The sequence below is a fragment of the Pseudomonas sp. NPDC089743 genome, assembly GCF_044748785.1.
GTDB classification, from domain to species: Bacteria; Pseudomonadota; Gammaproteobacteria; order Pseudomonadales; family Pseudomonadaceae; genus Aquipseudomonas; species Aquipseudomonas putida_X.
This window is the reverse complement of record NZ_JBIVGS010000008.1, coordinates 22,875-40,319: the sequence shown is the minus strand read 5'-3', so window position 1 is coordinate 40,319 and position 17,445 is coordinate 22,875. Positions and strand designations below refer to the sequence as shown.

Genomic DNA, 17,445 nt, shown 5'->3' with positions numbered 1-17,445 from the left:
CCTTAGCACCCCTGCTCGTCAGTCTTGAGAACGCCCGCTGCGCACAGCTGGGCGATGTGTTGGTCGCTGTAGCCCAGCTCGCGCATGACCTTGTGCGTGTGCTCGCCAATGCGCGGGATCGAGCGGCGCGGTTGCAGGCGCTGGCCATCGAGCGACAGCGGCAGCAACGGCATCGGCGTGCTGCTGCCGTCTTCCAGGACCAGCTCGGCCATGCCGCCGCTTTCTAGCAGGTGCGCATCATCGAACAGTTCTTCAGGGCGCCGGATGGGCGCGAACGGGATGCCGTTGGCCTCCAGCTCAGCCGCCAGTTGCTGGGCATCGAGGTTGGCGAACACCTCAGCCAGGTGCGCCAGCAAGCGTGGGCGCTGCAGCACCCGGTCATTGTTGGTGGCCAGCGTCGGGTCATCCCGCAATGCGCTCTGGCCCAGCAGCTGGCACAGCGCGTTCCACTGCCCTTCCCCGGTCGCGGCCACGAACATCTGCTCGCCCCCGGCAAAGGTGAACACGTCGTAGATGGCCCAGGCGCTGATGCGGTTGGGCATGGGCGCTGCGGCCTCCCCGGTCACCACATACTGCTGCATGTGCTGGGCGGCCAGCAGTACGCAGTTCTCGTACAGCGCACTTTGTACCTCGCGGCCGCTGCCGGTGCTGTTGCGCTCGTTCAGCGCGGCGAGCACACCGATGGCGCCGAACATGCCGCCCATGATGTCGTTCACCGAACTGCCCGCGCGCAAGGGCCGGCCCACCGGGCCGGTCATGTAGGCAAGGCCCGCCATCATCTGCACCACTTCGTCCAGCGCCAGGCGGTTGTCGTAAGGGCCACTGAGGAAGCCCTTGTGCGAGGCGTAGACCAGCCGGGGGTTGCGCTGGCGCAGCGCGGCGTAGTCGAAACCAAGCTTGTGCATGCGCCCGGGTTTGAAGTTCTCGATGAACACGTCGGCCGTGTCGATCAGCTCCAGCACGGCTTCGCGGCCCTGGGGCGTTTCGACGTCAACGGCGATGCATTGCTTGTTGCGGTTGAAGGTGCGGAAAAAACCCGCCCCCGCACCCAGCAACCGGCGCGTGCCGTCACCGCGGGTAGGCTCGATCTTGATCACTTCGGCGCCAAGGTCACCGAGGATCATGCCGCAGGTGGGGCCCATGACCATGTGCGAAATCTCGACGACACGGATGCCATCCAAGGGGAGTCTGGACATTGCTGTATCCCTTAATAGTTGAGTGGCAGCCCGGCACGGGCGATAGCGCCGTAGAGCGGCTCTTCGGGCAAGGCGTCACGCAGCACCTGGCGTGAGTCGATCAGCGCCTGCAGGTCGATGCCGGTGTCCAGGCCCATGCTCTGCAGCATGAACACCAGGTCCTCGGTGACGGTATTGCCGGAGGCGCCCGGTGCGAACGGGCAACCGCCAAGCCCCGCCAGCGAAGCGTCCAGCTCGCGGATGCCCTGCTGCACGGCGACCAGGCTGTTGGCCAAGGCCAGGCCACGGGTGTCATGAAAATGCGCGGCGCGCAGCCGCTCGCCGGCGATGGCGCGTACGGCCTGGATCACCGTCGCGACCTGGCCGGGGTTGGCGTAACCGGTGGTGTCGCCCAGCGAAACCAGGTCGCAACCGACCTCGATCACCTGGCGGGTCAAGGCGCACAGGTCGCTCAGCGGCACGTCACCCTGGCGGGTGCAGCCAAAGGCCACCGACATGCCGGCGATCATCTGCACCTCATGCCGGCCCGTCTCGTTGCGCAACTGGCACATGCGCCCCAGCTCCTCGACCATCTCCTGGGGCGTACGGCGGACGTTGGCCAGGCTGTGGGCAGTGCTAACCGACACCGGCGCCACGATACGCTGCGCGCCAGACTCCAGCGCATCCAGGGCGCCGCGCAGGTTGGGGGCCAGGACCGTGACCAGCAAATCGGGGTATGTCAGGGCGTGGGCGACCACCTGTTTGGCGTCGGCCATCTGAGGCAGCAGCCTGGCCGGCACGAACGAGGCGACTTCCATATGGCGTACGCCGGCGGCGTAGGCGCTGTCGATCCATCGCAGCTTCGCGGCGGTCGGCATGACCGTTTGCAGGCTCTGCAGGCCATCACGCAGGCCGACTTCGTTGATTGTTATTGTTGTCATCAGGGGTTCTCTGTCTGAAGCGTGCAGCCAGACTACGAGCACCACGGCAGGCAGAAAAGACGTGTTTCACGGGCTGATCCATCGCCAGCCACGATGGATATCAGGGCAGGCTTTGCCTGGCTGGGGCGCGCAACAACAGGTGGTCCAGCAAGCGCCGCGCCGACAGCGACAGCGAATGCCGGTCGCGCATGCAGATGACGAATTCACCCAGCGCCCAGTCATCGGTCAGCGGGATCACGCGCAAATCGAACAGCGGCGCATAGCGCGCCACGGCCTCCTGTGGGAACACCGCCAGGCCCAGGCCGAACTGCACCAGCCGGTACGCGGCGTCGAACGACGACACATAGGAGCGAAAACGCAGTTCTTTGCCGGTTGCCTCGGCGCTCTTGCGCATGAAATTGTTCAACGTGGCGAATGCCGAAAGGCCCAGGTGCTCGTAGCCCAGGGTTTCGGCAAAGGCAATGTGCATGAGGACGTGCGCAATACACCACGCATCAAGGCCGTCACCGACTTTTTGCAGCAACAGGTCAAGCCCCTGCTGCGCTTGTGAATTTCTGCAGAGCTCGCCTGCAGCGATACGGGATTTCCGCAGGGCCATAGCCCCGCTAAGCTTCACCCATCGCAAACGACCACGAGGAGAAGCGGATGCAGTACGTCAAGTTGGGCAACACCGGCCTGGATGTTTCGAAACTGTGCCTGGGCTGCATGACCTTCGGCGAGCCGGGCGCCGGCACCCACCCCTGGACCCTCGGCGAAGACGACAGCCGCCCGATCATCCGCCACGCCGTGGAGCAAGGCATCAACTTCTTCGACACCGCCAACAGCTACTCGGCCGGCACCTCGGAGCTGATCCTGGGCAAGCTGCTGAAGGCGTTCACCCGCCGCGAAGAAACCGTGATCGCCACCAAGGTGTTCTTCCCGGCCAACATGTGGGAAGGCAGCACCCGGCCCAACGAACAAGGCCTGTCACGCAAGGCGATCATGGCCAATATCGACGCCAGCCTCACCCGCCTTGGCACCGACTATGTAGACCTCTACCAGATCCACCGCTGGGACTACCACACGCCCATCGAGGAGACCATGGAAGCGCTGCACGATGTGGTCAAAGCCGGCAAGGCGCGCTACATCGGCGCCTCCTCGATGTATGCCTGGCAGTTCGCCAAAGCCCAGCAGGTGGCAGCCAGCAATGGCTGGAGCCGCTTCGTGTCGATGCAGAACTACCTCAACCTGATCTACCGCGAGGAGGAGCGGGAAATGATCCCGCTGTGCCTGGACCAGGGCGTGGGCCTGATGCCTTGGAGCCCGATGGCCCGCGGCCGCCTGACCCGCCCCCATGGCCAGCAGACCGCGCGTACCCGTACCGACATTTCCGGCCAGTCGTTCTATGAAAGAACTGAAGTGGAAGACGGTCGGGTGATCGATGTGGTCGAACAGATAGCCGGCGAACGTGGCGTGCCCATGGCGCAGGTGGCGCTGGCCTGGGTCCTGGGCAAGCGAGGGGTTTCGGCGCCGATCGTAGGGGCATCTAAGGTGGCGCACCTCGACGATGCGATTGGCGCGCTGCAGTTCGAGCTCAGCGCTGAGGAAGTGGAGCGCCTGCAAGCCCCGTATGTGCCACATGCGGTGACGGGCTTCAAGTAGGCCGGTGAAATCCCTCCTGTGGCAATCCGATGCCCGCACAGCACTGCGCTGCCAGTGCGGGCCTCAGTAACCCGTCATCTCCAGATACCCACGGCCCTTCTCGCCCACACGTACCGGGCCCTCCCAATAAGGGAAGCGTGTGCCCATCCAGGCTTTGGGCTCTAGCGCATCCACCTCGACATCCACCTGCACCGCTGGCACTTTCACCCGCCAGCGGGTGGGCACCTGTTTGCCATTGTCTTGCCGCGTCCAGGCCAGCGGTGCCAATTCGATCTGCCCGCCCTGCAGCGCCCGTACCTGCCCCTGGGCATCGACCCAGGTGCCCGCGCGGTAAGGCGGCCCTTGATCCTCGCGTACCTGGAACAGCATCAGCTTGGCGCCCGTAGCCAGGTGCAGGGAAAACCAGTCCCAGCCACTTTGCCCGGCGGCCAACGGCTGGCTGCTCCATTCCCGGTCAAGCCAGGCCTGCCCTGTGACGGCGACACGCTGCCCCGCTCGCTCGACCTCTCCGCTGACCCTGTAGAACGGCTGACTGTAGTAGTACGACGCCTGGCCCTTGCCGGATTTTTCGCTGTAGCCCTGCACCCCGTGCAACAGCAGCGGCTGATCGCTGGTGAGGGCCAGGTCATAACCAAACCCCTCCCCGCTGGCACGCATCTGCAGGCGCTCGACACCGGGCTTGCCCAGCAGCGACCAATCGTTGATCCACGCCCGGAACGGTTGCGCCTCGACGCCAGCCTGGCCGATGCCACCGCGCGCCAGGGTTTCACTGACCTGATGGCCGCCCGGGCCGGTCAGCGCGGCGTGGCCCATCCACAGGTTGGGGCTGTTCCAGTTCCAGGTCTCAGGCCCGGGCCGCAAGGCCGAGCGGAACAACGTCCATTGCACGCCCCAGTCACGGCCCTGGGCATCGCGCAGGTTGGCGGTGACGTACCACCATTCGATACGAAAGCCCTCGTGCGCGCCATGGTCACGGGGGAATGCCAGCGCATGCCCCGGTACCACCTGGCTGAACGCCGCCGCATCCTCACCCAGGCCCGCAAAGCTCTTGGGTGCTGGCGCAGGCGGGTCGCAGCCGGCCAGCAGCAGGCATGCCATCAACAGCCACGTTTCAGCTTTCATCGGCAAATTGCCTCAACAGTGCGCTTGGCTGGCTGCGTGCCAGCTGCCATAACGGCCAGGCGCTGGCCAGCAGGCTGGTCAACAGACCCAATACGGCCAGTTGCACCAGCTGCCCGGTAAATACATGCCAAGGCAGCCGCCACCCGAACGCCTGCACGTTCACCACCGCCACCAGGCACCAGGCCAGCAGCAGGCCCAGGGGTATCGCCAGCAGCACGGTGAAGCAACTGAGCATCAGCGTTTGCCCCAGGCTTAGCCAGGCCAGCCAGCGCCGTGGCACACCCAACGCCCACAACGGCGCCAACTGCCCCAGGCGGCGCTGGCTCAAGGTCAGCTGGCTGATGAACAACGCAACGCCGGCAACCCCTAGCGTCAGGCTGTTCAATGCCGCGGTGACCGCGAAGGTGCGGCTGAACACCTCGCTCGACCAGGCCTTGAGGCGGGCCTGCTCCACCACCTGATTGTCATCCAGGGCATAGCGTCGTTGCAGTTCATCCTTCAGCGCAGCTACCCGTTCAGGCGGTACCAGCAGGCTCAAGCCGGCCAGGCTGGCCGCTGGTGCATGCCTGCGCAACCAGTCAGCGTTGACCAGCACATGGCCTTTGGGGTTGCCATAGTCGGCATAAATGCCCACCACGGCCATGGCCTGCGGTGGCTCGCCAGGCAACTGCAGGGCCTGCCCTACAGCCAGGCCAAGGCGACGGGCCAGCTGCTCGCTGAGCATCGCGCCACGGCCGTCGGCCAGCGCCTGCCAGGCGCCCGGCGCCTGCTGCAGCAATGGCCAGTGCTGACGGTAAAAGCGGTGATCATCCACCCCCTGTACCTGCACCGGCCACTGCTGCAGGCGCCAGTCCACCCGCCAGCTGGGCAGCACCGCGCTGACGGTACCGTCTGCCCGCAAGCGCGCGTAGATCTGCTGCGCCTGCGCGCTGTCGCGGGGCGTGACGTACACATCGGCGGCCAGGCGCTGGTCCAGCCAGCCGATGAAGGTGCGGCGAAAGCCTTCGGTCATGCCGCCGACCCCGACACTGGCGGCCAAGGCCAGCAACAGCGCCATCAGTGCCAGGCTCAAGGCCGGCAGTTGCTGACGGCTGTCGGCAACGAACCACTGCGCCAGCGGGCGCTTGCACACCCGCGCCAGGCCGCCGAGCAAAAGCGCCAGCAACCCCGGCAACAACAGCGCCGCCGCCAGCAGCAAAGCGGCCAGCATGCCGAACGCACTGGGCAGCCCCTGACCCAGGTAGCCGCAGCCCGCCGCTACCATCAGCAGCACGGCGCCAGCGCCACCCTGGCGCCGCAACCAAGGCACTTGCGCCAGGCGCCAGGCCTGGGGCTGCGCCAAGGCCAGCAATGGCAGGCGCGCCGCACGCAGCAGGCTGTCGAGCCCCGCCAGCAGCGCGCCGAACAAGCTGACGGCAATGCCTGCCAGCCACCAGTGCGCCGGCAAGTGCAATTGCCCTGCCACCTGGGCCCCATAAAGCCCGCGCAGGCTGGAGGCGAAATCAGGCAGCATCAGCGCGGCCAGCAGGTAGCCTGCAGCCACGCCCGCCACACCACCCAACAGCGCAAACAACCCCAGCTCCAAGGCGAGCGCTGTCAACAGCACCTTCAGGCTCACACCGCATGCGCGCAAGGTGCGGATCAACCCGCGGCGCTGCTCCAGCGCCAGGCCGATCGCAGCATGGGCAATGAATAACCCCACCACGAAGGCCAGCAGGCCGAGGGCGGCGAGGTTCAGGTGAAAGCTGGCGGTCAGCCGCTGCAGGTCGGCATCGTCGCCGGGCGGCTGCAGCTTCAGGCTGGCCGCGATGTCACTCGGCAGTGGCCGGTCACTGTCGCTGAGCAGCCACGACAATTGCCCGGCGGCATCGAGCAAGGCCTGCGCCTGGCCGATGTCGACCACCACTACACCCGGTGCCAGCTGCGCGTGCAAGGTAAGCGGCGGCAGTACCTGCCCATCCACCGTGCTGACCTGATCGCCGGGCTGGCGGCCCAGCTGGCGCAGCGTGTCCGGGCCTACCCACGCTTGCCCCGGCGTGCCCACGAACGCCTGCACGTCAAAATTCTGCACATCGGCACCGGCCACGGCCATGCCCGGCAACAGGCCAAGCGGCTCGATGCCGATCAGCCGCAACGCGACCTGCTGCTGCCCCGCCAGGCGCAGGCGCCCTTCCAGCACGGGCGTCACCGGCCAGCCCAGCCTGCGCAATTGCACATACAACGCCTGGTCGAAACGCTGCCCCGAGCGTGCTACCAGTTGTGGGCGGGCAGGCCCGGCGAGCACTGCACTGGCTTGTGCGTAGTCGTTACGGGCCTGGGTGTTGAGCGCCTGAACGCCGCTCCACAGCGCCGTGGCCAGCCACAGCCCGGTGAAGATGCTGATGCACTGCAGCCGGTGGCGCCACCAATGGCTGCACAGGGCCTGCAAGGTGATCCGCAAACTGTTCATCACCCCTGCACCCGGCCCATCTGCAGCATGCAGCGGCGCTGCAGCCTGGCGGCCAGGCGCTGGCTGTGGGTCACCATCAGCACGCTGCTACCCGCCTCGTTGACCAGTTGCAGCAGCAGCGTCAACACTTCATCGCTGCTGGCCTCGTCAAGGCTGCCGGTGGGCTCGTCAGCCAGCAGCAGTAACGGCCGGCTGGCCAGCGCGCGGCCGATGGCAACACGCTGCTGCTGCCCGCCGGACAGTTGCTCCGGGTAACGTTGCAGCAGTGGGGCCAGCCCCAACCGGCTGGCCAAGTGGGTCACCCAGGCCGGGTCATGGCGCCCCGCCAGGCGCGCTTGGAAGGCCAGGTTGGCCGCCACGTCCAGGCTGCTGATGAGGTTGTACTGCTGGAACACCAGGCCGATGCTCTCGCGCCGCCAGCGTGCCAAGGCAGCTTCGCCGCGGTTGTCCAGTGGTTGGCCATCGATCAGGATGCGCCCGCTGTCGGCGCGGTCCAGGCCTGCCAGCAGGTGCAGCAAGGTGCTCTTGCCGCTGCCCGACTCGCCCATCAGGGCCAGGCTGCTGCCACGGTCCAGCGACAGGTCCACCCCGCGCAGCACCTCCAGAGGGCCTTGGGCGGTGGCGAATGACTTGCGCAGGTTTTCGACGACCAACATTAGCTTGGGACCTTGTTTGGGGGGCAACAGTAGGCATAGCTGCAAACGCCGCTTTGGGGCAACTGTTTGCACTGTTTTCACTGGCCTCATCGCCGGCAAGCCGGCTCCCACAGGGATCTGGGCTGTCTTCAGGAATCTGGACACCAATCCAATGCCCTGGGCAGTCCAGGTACAGCACAGAGCTCAAGCACTGCGCGGTCCCTGTGGGAGCCGGCTTGCCGGCGATGAGGCCGGAACAGCCGCCTCAATTCAGCAACGCGTGCTGTACCTGCCCCACCGTCGCCGCCAAGCTGTTCAGGTGCAAGCTCTGCACCCGCTCCACCGGTGCCAGGTCCAGCGGCCAGTGCAGCGCTATGCTGCCCACCAGCCGCCCCTCCACCCGCACCGGCAGGGCAATCGCCCGGATCAGGAACGGCAAGCGCACCGGGTATTCCCAGAACCCTTCGGTGCGCTGGCCAAAGCCGTTGTGCCCATCAGCCTCGATATCGCGCAACAGCGCCTCATCGCGCACCCGCTCATGCGCCGCCAAGCGCTGTACCTCATCCGCCGCCAGCTCCTTCAGGCACGCCCGGCCCATGGCCGAGTGAAACAAGCTGGCATGGTGCCCAACGAGCTGGCAGGTGTGCGGGTAGCGTTTGCGCAGCACCTGCGCAATGGCGCTTTCCATCACCTCCAGCCGTTCGCCGTCAAAAGAAGAAAGGTCCGCCACCAGCCCGGTGCGCTCGCTCAGCTCCAACAGCAGCGGCGCGGCGCGTTCCACCAGTGTGCGCTTGAAGCGCAGCTGGCGGTCGCCAAACAGGCGCCGGGCACACAAGCGGTAGCGGCGGTCGCTCAGGCCACGGTAGACCCAGCCCTGCTCCTGCAAGGTGGCGAGCATGCGCGATACCGTGGCTTTGGGCAGTGCCGTCAGGTAATGCAGCTCTTCGAGCCCCAGCGCGTGGTGCTCACCAAGCAGTTCGACAATCGCCAGTGCCCGCTCCACCGAGCGCACGCCCCCGCTGTCTGCGGTAATACCCATGGGTTCGACCTCCGTGTCTGTGCGTGGATGGTCATCATGCCCAGCAAGATACGGGCCTGCCCAGGGCTTTCAGCGCACCTGCAGGCACCCAGGCGGCTGCCGCGCTACCCAGCGGGTCAGTTGTTCATGGGCATAGGCCAGTTGCAGCACGGCATGGTCCGCCTGGGCCGGGCCTATGATCTGCAGGCCCATCGGCAGCCCGGCGGCGTTGAACCCCACCGGCACGCTCATGCTCGGCAGGCCGGCCAAAGTCGGGCCAATCACCACCTCCATCCAGCGGTGGTAGGTGTCCATCGCCTGCCCACCAACCACCTTGGGCCACGGCTGGGCTGCATCGAAAGGGAACACTTGGGCAGCCGGCAACAGCAAATAATCGTAACGCTCGAACAACTTGCCCAACGCCACGTACCACGCGCTGCGGTCCAGCGAAGCCTGGTAGACGTCCGCCGCGGTCAGGCGCAGGCCGCCCTCCACTTCCCACTGCGCCTCAGGCTTGAGCTGTGCACGCTTGCCTGGGTCGGCATACGCCGCGCCCAGGTTGCCGTGCACCAGGAAGTGGCGAAGGGTGAGCCAGCATTGCCATAAACGCCCCGGGTCAAACCCTGGCTGGCACGCCTCGACCTCGCAGCCCAGCTCGGCGAAGTCTGCCAATGCTGCCTGACACAGGTCCATCACCCCCTCGTCCATCGGCAGGTAGCCGTCGAAGTTGCCCAGCCAGCCCACCCGCACCCCTTTGAAATCGCGCTGCAACCCGGCGGCAAAGTCACGCGGGCCGTCACTGAGCGACAGCGGCGCGCGCGGGTCGTGCCCGGCCTGCACCGACAGCAACCGCGCCACGTCCGTCACCGTGCGCCCCATCGGCCCCTCGGTGGCCAGCTGCTGCACGAACAGCTCCGGCGTTGGCCCGTAAGGCACCCGCCCTTGCGAAGGGCGCAGGCCGAACACGTTGTTGAACGCGGCCGGGTTGCGCAGCGAGCCCATCATGTCGCTGCCGTCAGCCACCGGCAGCAGGCGCATGGCCAACGCCGCCGCGGCGCCGCCACTGCTGCCGCCGGCCACACGGCGGTGGTCATAGGCATTGGTGGTGGTACCGAACAACGTGTTGTAGCTCTGCGAGCCGAGGCCGAATTCCGGCACATTGCTTTTGCCGACAAAGATCGCCCCGCTCGCCCGCACCCGCGCCACGCTGATGGCGTCATGCGCCGGCACTTGCTCAGCAAACAGCGGCGAGCCAAGCGTCGTGCGCAGCCCCGCCGTGGCCGCCAGGTCCTTGACCGCCTGCGGCATACCATGCATCCAGCCGCGCGACTGGCCAGCGGCCAGCTCGCGGTCACGCACCTCGCCCTCGGCCAGCAGCACCGCGCCCTCGCGCAGCGACACCAGCGCATTGACCTGTGGGTTGAAGCGCTCGATATGGCCCAGGTAGGCCTGCATCACTTCACGGCACGACACCTGGCGCGCGTGGATCGCCTCGGACAACGCCTGGGCATCCAGGGCAACGATCGGATCGATGGCTAACGGGTTCACGGTTTCACTCCAAGGTTGAAAGCGGCAGCTTTGCCAGCGCGGGGGGCTTCTTTCAGGCAGTAGGTGCCCAGCAGCGTCAACAAGCAAGCGAACAGCACATAGAACGACGGCGCCACCGGGGTGCCGAGCACCTTGCTCAGCCACGTGACGATCAACGGCGCGAAGCCGCCGAACACCATCACCGCCACGTTATAGGCCACCGACACCCCGGTGGAACGCACCTCGATCGGGAACTGCTCGGCCAAGGCGGTGGGCGCCGGGCCGAAGAAGCCGCCGATGGCGGTACACAGCAGCAGTTGCATCACCAGCAGGCGTTCGATCGACGGCGCTGCGGCTACCCACACGTACAGCGGGTACACCATCACGAAAAATGCCAAGGTAAAGGCCATCAGCACCGGGCGCCGGCCAAGCCGGTCCGACAGCGCTCCGGCCAGGGGGATGACCACGGTCATCAGGCCCACGGCCAGCATCTGCACCAGCAGCACCTGGTCCAGTGGCAGGCCAAGGTTTTTGTGGGCGAAGGTGGGCATGTTCACCAGCACCACGTAGAACGACACGGTCGCCCCACAGGCCAGCCCCATCGACACCAGCAAGCTGCGCCGATGCTCGCGCAGCACCTGCCACAAGCTCGGCGCCTTGCCCTTGGCCTGCTTGCGCGCTTCGAGGAACGCCTCGGGCTCTTCCATGTGCTTGCGAATCCACAGCCCCACCGGCCCGATCAGCAAGCCGATCACGAACGGGATCCTCCAGCCCCAGCTGTCCAACGCCTCGGGTGTGCACAAGTGGGTCACCAGCGCGACCATGGCCGCGCCCGAAAACACCGCCAGGCACTGCCCCACCAGTTGCCACGAACCATACAACCCCTTGCGGTGGGCCGGTGCGCTTTCTACCAGAAACGCCGTGGCACTGGCGTACTCCCCGCCCGTGGCAAAGCCCTGCAGCATGCGCGCCACCACGATCAACAGCGGCGCGCCCATGCCAATGGCCAGGTAGCTGGGCGCAAAGGCGATCATGGCGATGGACACGGTCATCAGGCGGATGATCAGTTGCATCGCCGCCTTGCGCCCCTTGCGGTCGGAATAGATACCCAGCAGCACCCCGCCCACCGGCCGCATGAAAAAGCCCACGCCGAAGGTGGCCAAGGCCATCAGTAGCGAGGCGTACTCGTCGTCGGAGGGGAAGAACTGACGGGCGATGATGCTGGCCAGAAAGCCGTACACGATAAAGTCATACCACTCCAGGGCGTTACCGATGACCGCCGCGACCACTTGCCGGGTACGCGACGCGCCTGTGTGTGAAGTCTGCATGCGGGACACTCCATCAATCTGTTGGCCAGAAACGGCGGCGAACGGCGAGCTGCAAGCTGCAAGCTGCAAGCTGCAAGCTGCAAGCAGAAGCGGGCCATGCGCGGCCTTTACTTGCAGCTTGAAGCTCGAAGCTTGAAGCTGCCTAGTTGAGCCAGCGCTCGGTGAGGGCGCCCCAGTAGGCGGCACCGGTCAGCAGGATGTCGTCGTTGAAGTCGTAGGCAGGGTTGTGCACCATCGGGCGCTGTACGCCGTTGCCGATGAACAGATAGGCGCCGGGGCAGCGTTGCAGCATCCAGGCGAAGTCTTCGCTGCCCATCAGCTTGCGGGTGTTGCCATCCACCGCCTCGGCGCCGAGCAGCTCGACGCCGACCTGGTGGGCAAAGGCGTTTTCGTCGGGGTGGTTGACCAGCACCGGGTACGCCGGGCGGTGTTCGATGCGGGCGCTGCAGCCATAGCTTTGGGCCTGGCTGCCGATGATCGCCTGCACCCGCTCCAGGGTCTGCGCCCGCACCTCGGCGTTCAGCGCACGCAAGCTCAACCGCAGCAGCGCCTGCTGCGGGATCACGTTGGCCGCCTCGCCTGCCTGCAGGGCGCCCACGGTTACCACCGCCGCCTCCTGCGCATCGATATTGCGCGCCACCACGGTTTGCAGCGCCATCACCACACTGGCTGCCGCCACCAATGGGTCGACCGTCAGGTGCGGCATCGAGCCATGCCCGCCGACGCCTTCGATAGTCACGGTCAGCAGGTCCTGCGAAGCCATCATCGGCCCTTCACGAAAACCCAGGTGCCCGGCCGGCAGCCCCGGCATGTTGTGCATACCGAACAGCGCATCACACGGGAAGCGCTCCAGCAGCCCATCGGCCAGCATCGCCTCGGCCCCGCCCTGGCCCTCCTCGGCCGGCTGGAAGATCAGCGTCAGCGTGCCGTCGAACTGGCGCGTGGCCGCCAGGTAGCGAGCCGCGCCGAGCAGCATGGTGGTGTGGCCGTCATGGCCGCAGGCGTGCATGCAGCCCTGGTGGCGGCTGGTGTATTCAGCGCCGGTGGTTTCTACGATGGGCAGTGCGTCCATATCGGCACGCAGGCCCAGTTTGCGTGAGCTGCTCCCATTGCGTAGCACGCCAACCACACCGGTTTTGCCGATGCCGGTGTGCACTTCGTAGCCCCAGTCTTGGAGCAGTTGCGCGACCAGGGCCGCAGTGCGGCTTTCTTCGAAACCGAGTTCGGGGTGGGCATGGATATCGTGGCGGATGGCGCGCAGGTCGCTGGCCACGTCGGTGAGCCAGGCCAGGATGTGCTGGTGCTGCTGCATGGGGAATCTCCTCGCGCGGGTGGGTCCCGTTCTTGTTGTTCGCTTTGAGGTCACGACGGTTGAGGCAGGTCGTGGTTGCGAACAGATAAGCGCGAGTGGGGCGGGAGCACAATTGAATGTGGTTTCACGTGGTGGAACATCACGGTGGCGGGGCTGTTTTCCTACGGAAAACGGCTGAAAGGATCAGATTAATTCCCTTTGTTGTAGTCCATTTCCCAAAGATAATGCGTGCGCCTGTTTTTCGTTGCATGCGCTAAACGTGGGTCATAGTCTCGGCCGGTCGCTGCCAATCGGCGATACGGTTTTGACAGACCGTGAGTCACTGAGAGCATGTGCAATGCCTGTTATGGCAGCTGTACGTGGGGCACCTCTGTGTGCGCCGGGATTCTCAGTGCCCTCGGTCTGTCAACCCACGAACAGCTGCCACCCTTTCCGTTTGACAGCGGATTTGCGGCAGCCCTGCAGGCACTGAGAGGGTTTTATGCTGAAGATAGTCCCCGACCCACCCCACACTCCCCACACCCTGGAAGACACACTCATGATGGCTGCGGACTACGCACTCTGTGCCGAGGCCGTCGCCCAGCAGGCGATGATGATGCACCCCAAATCGCCCTGCTCATTGTTGATCATGACCTCCATGCACGAGCTCGAAACCTTGCGCAAGCTGCTTGAGGTGGCCTTGGTGCAAGTGCAAATGCCGACAGAGCCGAGAACGCTGCACTAAGCCGCATCATGTCAGGCCTGTTCTGGCGCTTTCGAAGGCTAACCACTCGCACGGCGCCGCCCCTGAGGTTGTAGACGACCCTTAGGCGCGTGGTGAACCCGTGTGGGCCCGGCTTGCCGGCGAAAGGGCCAGCCCAGGCACCCGCATTTTCAGGGAGCTAACCAATGCCAAAAGACGGCACAAACGAATACACCACACCCGGCAAAACCATGTTCTACCAGGCAGAGGGCCAAACCCGCCCGCTGTTCTGCATCGCCCCAGGTATCCCCTGCCAGGATGCCAGGGAGCAAGCCTCGGAGCTGATGGGTTGCGTGCGCGATCTGACCATCACCGGGGTGATGGATGAAAATCCGCAACTGATCTGGGCGTCCTACTACCTGAGCGCGCTGGCCAAGGCGCTTCTGGATGATGCTGAGCTGGGGATGCGTCGTTAGGTAGCCAATCTTCAGGCTGGCCTTTCGTGTGGCAGAGTTTGATGGGCCAGCTCTGTGTGTACATGATGAGTTTGCCAGTCACTTCATCGCTCAAGCGAGCCGGATAGTGACGCCTGCATTCCTGCGAACGCCAATCCCCAACGATGGCGGAACCAATTATGGAGGTGCTAACTAAAGCACATCGGTCAGTAAGTAACTCCCCCGCAACAGTGGAAATTAGCGCGCACGCACGGCAAATAGCCTACCGAGCCACGAGGCAGCCCGCATGCTCTGAATAGCCTCAATGTCCATGAAAATGTAATGTCGGTTTTCCTTCGACTCAAGCGTCTTCAGGTCTCTGAGCGCACTGATCTTGTCGCGATTATAAAAAACCATATACACGGAGAGGAGCATCAAGCAATAGATTAACCCGGTGGCTGGCACGTCATGACTTTTCATCAGTGGGTACATTAGGCTGCTCAAACCCGCGGCCAAACCCGCCTGCCACCAACTAACTTTCTGAGGCGGCTCTATGGATTCAACGCGGTCCCCTCTGTAATGGAGGATGTCGTTTTTGCTGCGGCAGTAATAAGCCACAGCGTAGGCCAACAGCACCAACACGACGGGCGCGAGCCCTAACATCAACGACGTTGACGTACTTAACTTCATTTTCTTGAACGTTATACCCGATATCAGCAACGACGCGAACATTGGCGCACACGACATATTGAAGAACATGCGCAATTTCGCGAAGCTTACGAAGTACTCAGTCCGATAAGCACAATGGATACACCACAGCGTCATTGCGACCACCCCAATAAATACCGGTATAGCGAAAAACGTTGGGTTTAGCCCGATCATCAGTACGGTGACTATTACGACCAGCATCCAGGCCGACCAAATCTTTGCAAAAAATCTATCGGTGGTAAACATAAGCCTATTTGTTACCTGCTAATAAATCACCCTATTCGCCCCCAGCCCGAAGCCCCTTGTAGTAAGCAGCAGACCTGGGAGTGATTCGTACCTCAATGAGGTGGCGCAAGATCCCGTGCCGCGAGCCGTTCACCAGAGGAAGGCTTGAGCATCAGTTGTCGGCATACACCAGTTCATCGAGTTCGTCAGTTGCCGGCGAATGCTCGAACAAGCGTCTTGCCAGGTGGCCAATACGCTGCGACCAGGCAACCTTGGCTACCCACTCGGGCGGCATTCCCGATACTCCGTACAATGCACCCGCCAACTGCGCCGCCGTGGCGGCCACGCTGTCGGCATCGTCGGCAAGGTTGGCCGCGAGCAGAATCGCATCCTTGAAATTGTCAGTGTGCCAAACCGCCCAGAGCGCTGCTTCGAGGGTGTCGACCACATAGCCAGAAGAGCGAATCTGCTCTCGTGATTTGAGCTTGTATTCGCCAGCATTGATGATCTGCGGCCGAGATTTGAGCGGGCGCACTTTGGCTGCCAGCGCCTCGTGTTTGTCGGCGCCATTGAGCGCCAGATACAACTGCGCGCCGAACAGGCTGCAACACTCCAGTACTTCGGGCGCGCTATGTGTGACTAGGCTCTGTGTGGCACATTCTCGCCAGGTCGCCGAGAGCGAGTGGCGACGAAAAATGGCAGTGGGCGCAAGCCTGATCAACGAACCATTGCCAGCAGACGAGGACTCGGTATTCCCTTGCCAAGCAAGCCCCTCAGCTTCCCACCCTTCGAGCGCGCGCCGAGTGACATTGCCGATGTCGAAACAGCGCCCGTTGACGCTGTTCTCGCCCTGGCGGTACCAGCGCACCAGTGCATCTGCAAAAGTGGCAAAATCGAAGCCACCCTTGGCCGCGTAGGTGTCGGCCAGGCACAGCGCCATGCTGGTATCGTCGGTCCACTCGCCGGGCGCGAGGCGGAATGGGCCACCACCGACCATGTCTGTAACCTGCCCCTGACCGCGGCGCTGAAACTCCAGTGTGGTTCCCACCGCATCACCGATTGCCAGGCCTAGCAGTGCGCCCTGTGCGCGGTCGAGTGCTTGCTCGGGTAAGAGCGTGCAAGGCCTGTCGCTAAGCCAGGTTGGCTTGATACGTGGCAATATGGGCGCGCCTGGATCGTACATGTACTCCATACGCTGCTGTAACTGGGGGGATATGTCGGGGCCCAAGTCGATATAGCGCTGGGCGTATTCGCTCAGGACTGCGTCTGGGCTTCTCAGGTCGATCATGCTGGCTCCTTGCAAAGGCTTACTCTCATCCATGGGCCCATATTGCTGACCTGGCCAGCCACTGACAACAGCGCCAGACAGGCTCTGGCATAATCAACGATCAAGCACAGCAAGGAACGCTGACGTCATCATGAAATCTCATCCCGAACTCCATGTCAGGTCCCCGCTGCTTTTTCGCTGCGTGGCCATCGGCGTTGCCCTGTGCATGCTAGCGGTGTGCGCACTTGCGTTCTACGTGCTGTGGGCCGAACTGCTGCCGCTGTATGGCCGCCTCTACAGAAATGCACCCGTTGTGGAAACGCCGCTCATGAGTTTTTTCGTACTCGCGGCGATTCCAGGAACGCCCTACCTGCTCGTTGTCTGCGCCTTCGCGGCATGGACCGGTCAGAAATTCGACCCGCCCACAAAATCCAGGCTTCACACCTTCGAAATCCGGTCGTTGCAGTTGATGGTCGCCATAATGTGCTGGGCTGCCCCGGCCATGATCATCGCGACCACGGCCACACTCTCTGCGAAGGGCTACTGGTCTTGCCCAAAGCTACGTATTTCAGGCTCCGGATGGCAGATGTTCTGGGTGAACGATGAGCGCATATGCTTTACGCCCGATTCCTACATCAACGACCACTGGCCGTGCAAAGTTGTGGGTAACAAGACTATTTGCGTCCAGGTGGACGGTAGATAGCTACGCCCCAACCTGCCGCCGAACGGCACGGTCGAGCGGGGATGTCACCGGCTCAGCCGTTGATCGCCGGCAAGCCGGCCCACATGGGTGGACTGCCCTTGCACAAATCTCATCAATGCTGGAAAAGAGCCAAGCAAGCGGTGTCACAATCGTCGGAGCTGATGACGCACAAGCGGTTGCGACCAGCGTGCCAATAGCGGTCTGAGTCAAATATCCAAAGCCCACACCTCCCTCCAGTGGGACCCGGCTTGCCGGCGATCACGGGCCCAGCCCGTGCC

Annotated in this window: 15 protein-coding genes and 1 pseudogene; 4 read left to right on the top strand and 12 right to left on the bottom strand. The window is 64.1% G+C overall.

Annotated features, from left to right (window positions below):
* Positions 1 to 2: 2 nt before the first annotated feature.
* The 3 genes and pseudogenes from ACIPZC_RS15725 to ACIPZC_RS15715 form a co-directional block, all read right to left on the bottom strand.
* A complete protein-coding gene (locus ACIPZC_RS15725) occupies positions 3 to 1,196 on the bottom strand; it encodes a CaiB/BaiF CoA transferase family protein (RefSeq protein WP_400627946.1) in 1,194 nt (397 codons plus the stop codon).
* 11 nt (positions 1,197 to 1,207) lie between these two features.
* Positions 1,208 to 2,116, bottom strand: a complete 909-nt coding sequence (locus ACIPZC_RS15720) for a hydroxymethylglutaryl-CoA lyase (protein WP_400627944.1) — start codon at positions 2,114 to 2,116, stop codon at positions 1,208 to 1,210.
* 100 nt (positions 2,117 to 2,216) lie between these two features.
* Positions 2,217 to 2,582 (bottom strand): annotated as a pseudogene (locus ACIPZC_RS15715) (LysR substrate-binding domain-containing protein); the annotation flags it as partial.
* 179 nt (positions 2,583 to 2,761) lie between these two features.
* Between ACIPZC_RS15715 and ACIPZC_RS15710 the strand changes: the two are divergent.
* Positions 2,762 to 3,757, top strand: a complete 996-nt coding sequence (locus ACIPZC_RS15710) for an aldo/keto reductase (protein WP_400627942.1) — start codon at positions 2,762 to 2,764, stop codon at positions 3,755 to 3,757.
* A 63-nt stretch (positions 3,758 to 3,820) separates the two neighbouring features.
* Here the strand turns inward: ACIPZC_RS15710 and ACIPZC_RS15705 are convergent, their stop codons facing one another.
* The 7 genes from ACIPZC_RS15705 to ACIPZC_RS15675 form a co-directional block, all read right to left on the bottom strand.
* A complete protein-coding gene (locus ACIPZC_RS15705) occupies positions 3,821 to 4,879 on the bottom strand; it encodes a lipocalin-like domain-containing protein (RefSeq protein WP_400627940.1) in 1,059 nt (352 codons plus the stop codon).
* Positions 4,869 to 7,328 (bottom strand): FtsX-like permease family protein, encoded by a 2,460-nt coding sequence (locus tag ACIPZC_RS15700; protein ID WP_400627938.1) that lies wholly within the window; start codon positions 7,326 to 7,328, stop codon positions 4,869 to 4,871. Before ACIPZC_RS15700 ends, ACIPZC_RS15705 begins: the two co-directional genes overlap by 11 nt.
* A complete protein-coding gene (locus tag ACIPZC_RS15695; RefSeq protein ID WP_400627936.1) occupies positions 7,328 to 7,984 on the bottom strand; it encodes an ABC transporter ATP-binding protein in 657 nt (218 codons plus the stop codon). The genes ACIPZC_RS15700 and ACIPZC_RS15695 overlap by 1 nt, the downstream gene beginning before the upstream one ends.
* A 244-nt stretch (positions 7,985 to 8,228) precedes the next feature.
* On the bottom strand, positions 8,229 to 9,002 hold the full coding sequence (locus ACIPZC_RS15690; protein ID WP_241807130.1) for an IclR family transcriptional regulator: 774 nt from the start codon (positions 9,000 to 9,002) through the stop codon (positions 8,229 to 8,231).
* Positions 9,003 to 9,071: 69 nt separating this feature from the next.
* Entirely contained in the window at positions 9,072 to 10,529 is a 1,458-nt protein-coding gene (locus tag ACIPZC_RS15685) for an amidase (RefSeq protein WP_400627934.1), read from the bottom strand.
* The gene (locus tag ACIPZC_RS15680; RefSeq protein WP_400627932.1) at positions 10,526 to 11,836 is read right to left on the bottom strand and encodes a citrate-proton symporter; all 1,311 of its coding nucleotides are present in this window, start codon (positions 11,834 to 11,836) and stop codon (positions 10,526 to 10,528) included. Before ACIPZC_RS15680 ends, ACIPZC_RS15685 begins: the two co-directional genes overlap by 4 nt.
* A gap of 142 nt (positions 11,837 to 11,978) precedes the next feature.
* The gene (locus tag ACIPZC_RS15675) at positions 11,979 to 13,148 is read right to left on the bottom strand and encodes a M20 aminoacylase family protein (RefSeq protein ID WP_400627930.1); all 1,170 of its coding nucleotides are present in this window, start codon (positions 13,146 to 13,148) and stop codon (positions 11,979 to 11,981) included.
* Positions 13,149 to 13,629: 481 nt separating this feature from the next.
* On the opposite strand from ACIPZC_RS15675, the gene ACIPZC_RS15670 reads away from it, so the two are divergent.
* Both ACIPZC_RS15670 and ACIPZC_RS15665 read left to right on the top strand, forming a co-directional pair.
* Entirely contained in the window at positions 13,630 to 13,872 is a 243-nt protein-coding gene (locus ACIPZC_RS15670) for a hypothetical protein (RefSeq protein WP_349975508.1), read from the top strand.
* A gap of 164 nt (positions 13,873 to 14,036) precedes the next feature.
* Positions 14,037 to 14,306, top strand: a complete 270-nt coding sequence (locus ACIPZC_RS15665) for a DUF3077 domain-containing protein (protein WP_241807125.1) — start codon at positions 14,037 to 14,039, stop codon at positions 14,304 to 14,306.
* Between the two features lie 216 nt (positions 14,307 to 14,522).
* Here the strand turns inward: ACIPZC_RS15665 and ACIPZC_RS15660 are convergent, their stop codons facing one another.
* Positions 14,523 to 15,218 carry a hypothetical protein gene (locus ACIPZC_RS15660; RefSeq protein WP_400627928.1) on the bottom strand — a complete coding sequence of 232 codons (696 nt, stop codon included), beginning with the start codon at positions 15,216 to 15,218 and terminating at the stop codon, positions 14,523 to 14,525.
* 151 nt (positions 15,219 to 15,369) lie between these two features.
* Positions 15,370 to 16,485: an ADP-ribosylarginine hydrolase Tri1 gene (gene tri1 / locus ACIPZC_RS15655; protein ID WP_400627926.1), complete on the bottom strand. Its 1,116-nt coding sequence runs from the start codon at positions 16,483 to 16,485 to the stop codon at positions 15,370 to 15,372.
* 130 nt (positions 16,486 to 16,615) lie between these two features.
* Here tri1 and ACIPZC_RS15650 point away from each other — a divergent pair, with 130 nt between their 5' ends.
* Complete coding sequence (locus tag ACIPZC_RS15650) at positions 16,616 to 17,167, top strand: hypothetical protein (protein ID WP_400627924.1); 552 nt, start codon at positions 16,616 to 16,618, stop codon at positions 17,165 to 17,167.
* The last annotated feature ends 278 nt before the right edge of the window (positions 17,168 to 17,445 follow it).

Excerpts from the sequence above, each read along its gene's own strand:
- ACIPZC_RS15725 (WP_400627946.1), bottom strand. The coding sequence starts at position 1,196 with ATGTCCAGACTCCCCTTGGATGGCATCCGTGTCGTCGAGATTTCGCAC.
- ACIPZC_RS15720 (WP_400627944.1), bottom strand. The coding sequence starts at position 2,116 with ATGACAACAATAACAATCAACGAAGTCGGCCTGCGTGATGGCCTGCAG.
- ACIPZC_RS15710 (WP_400627942.1), top strand. The coding sequence starts at position 2,762 with ATGCAGTACGTCAAGTTGGGCAACACCGGCCTGGATGTTTCGAAACTG.
- ACIPZC_RS15705 (WP_400627940.1), bottom strand. The coding sequence starts at position 4,879 with ATGAAAGCTGAAACGTGGCTGTTGATGGCATGCCTGCTGCTGGCCGGC.
- ACIPZC_RS15700 (WP_400627938.1), bottom strand. The coding sequence starts at position 7,328 with ATGAACAGTTTGCGGATCACCTTGCAGGCCCTGTGCAGCCATTGGTGG.
- ACIPZC_RS15695 (WP_400627936.1), bottom strand. The coding sequence starts at position 7,984 with ATGTTGGTCGTCGAAAACCTGCGCAAGTCATTCGCCACCGCCCAAGGC.
- ACIPZC_RS15690 (WP_241807130.1), bottom strand. The coding sequence starts at position 9,002 with ATGGGTATTACCGCAGACAGCGGGGGCGTGCGCTCGGTGGAGCGGGCA.
- ACIPZC_RS15680 (WP_400627932.1), bottom strand. The coding sequence starts at position 11,836 with ATGCAGACTTCACACACAGGCGCGTCGCGTACCCGGCAAGTGGTCGCG.
- ACIPZC_RS15675 (WP_400627930.1), bottom strand. The coding sequence starts at position 13,148 with ATGCAGCAGCACCAGCACATCCTGGCCTGGCTCACCGACGTGGCCAGC.
- ACIPZC_RS15670 (WP_349975508.1), top strand. The coding sequence starts at position 13,630 with ATGCTGAAGATAGTCCCCGACCCACCCCACACTCCCCACACCCTGGAA.
- ACIPZC_RS15665 (WP_241807125.1), top strand. The coding sequence starts at position 14,037 with ATGCCAAAAGACGGCACAAACGAATACACCACACCCGGCAAAACCATG.
- ACIPZC_RS15660 (WP_400627928.1), bottom strand. The coding sequence starts at position 15,218 with ATGTTTACCACCGATAGATTTTTTGCAAAGATTTGGTCGGCCTGGATG.
- tri1 (WP_400627926.1), bottom strand. The coding sequence starts at position 16,485 with ATGATCGACCTGAGAAGCCCAGACGCAGTCCTGAGCGAATACGCCCAG.
- ACIPZC_RS15650 (WP_400627924.1), top strand. The coding sequence starts at position 16,616 with ATGAAATCTCATCCCGAACTCCATGTCAGGTCCCCGCTGCTTTTTCGC.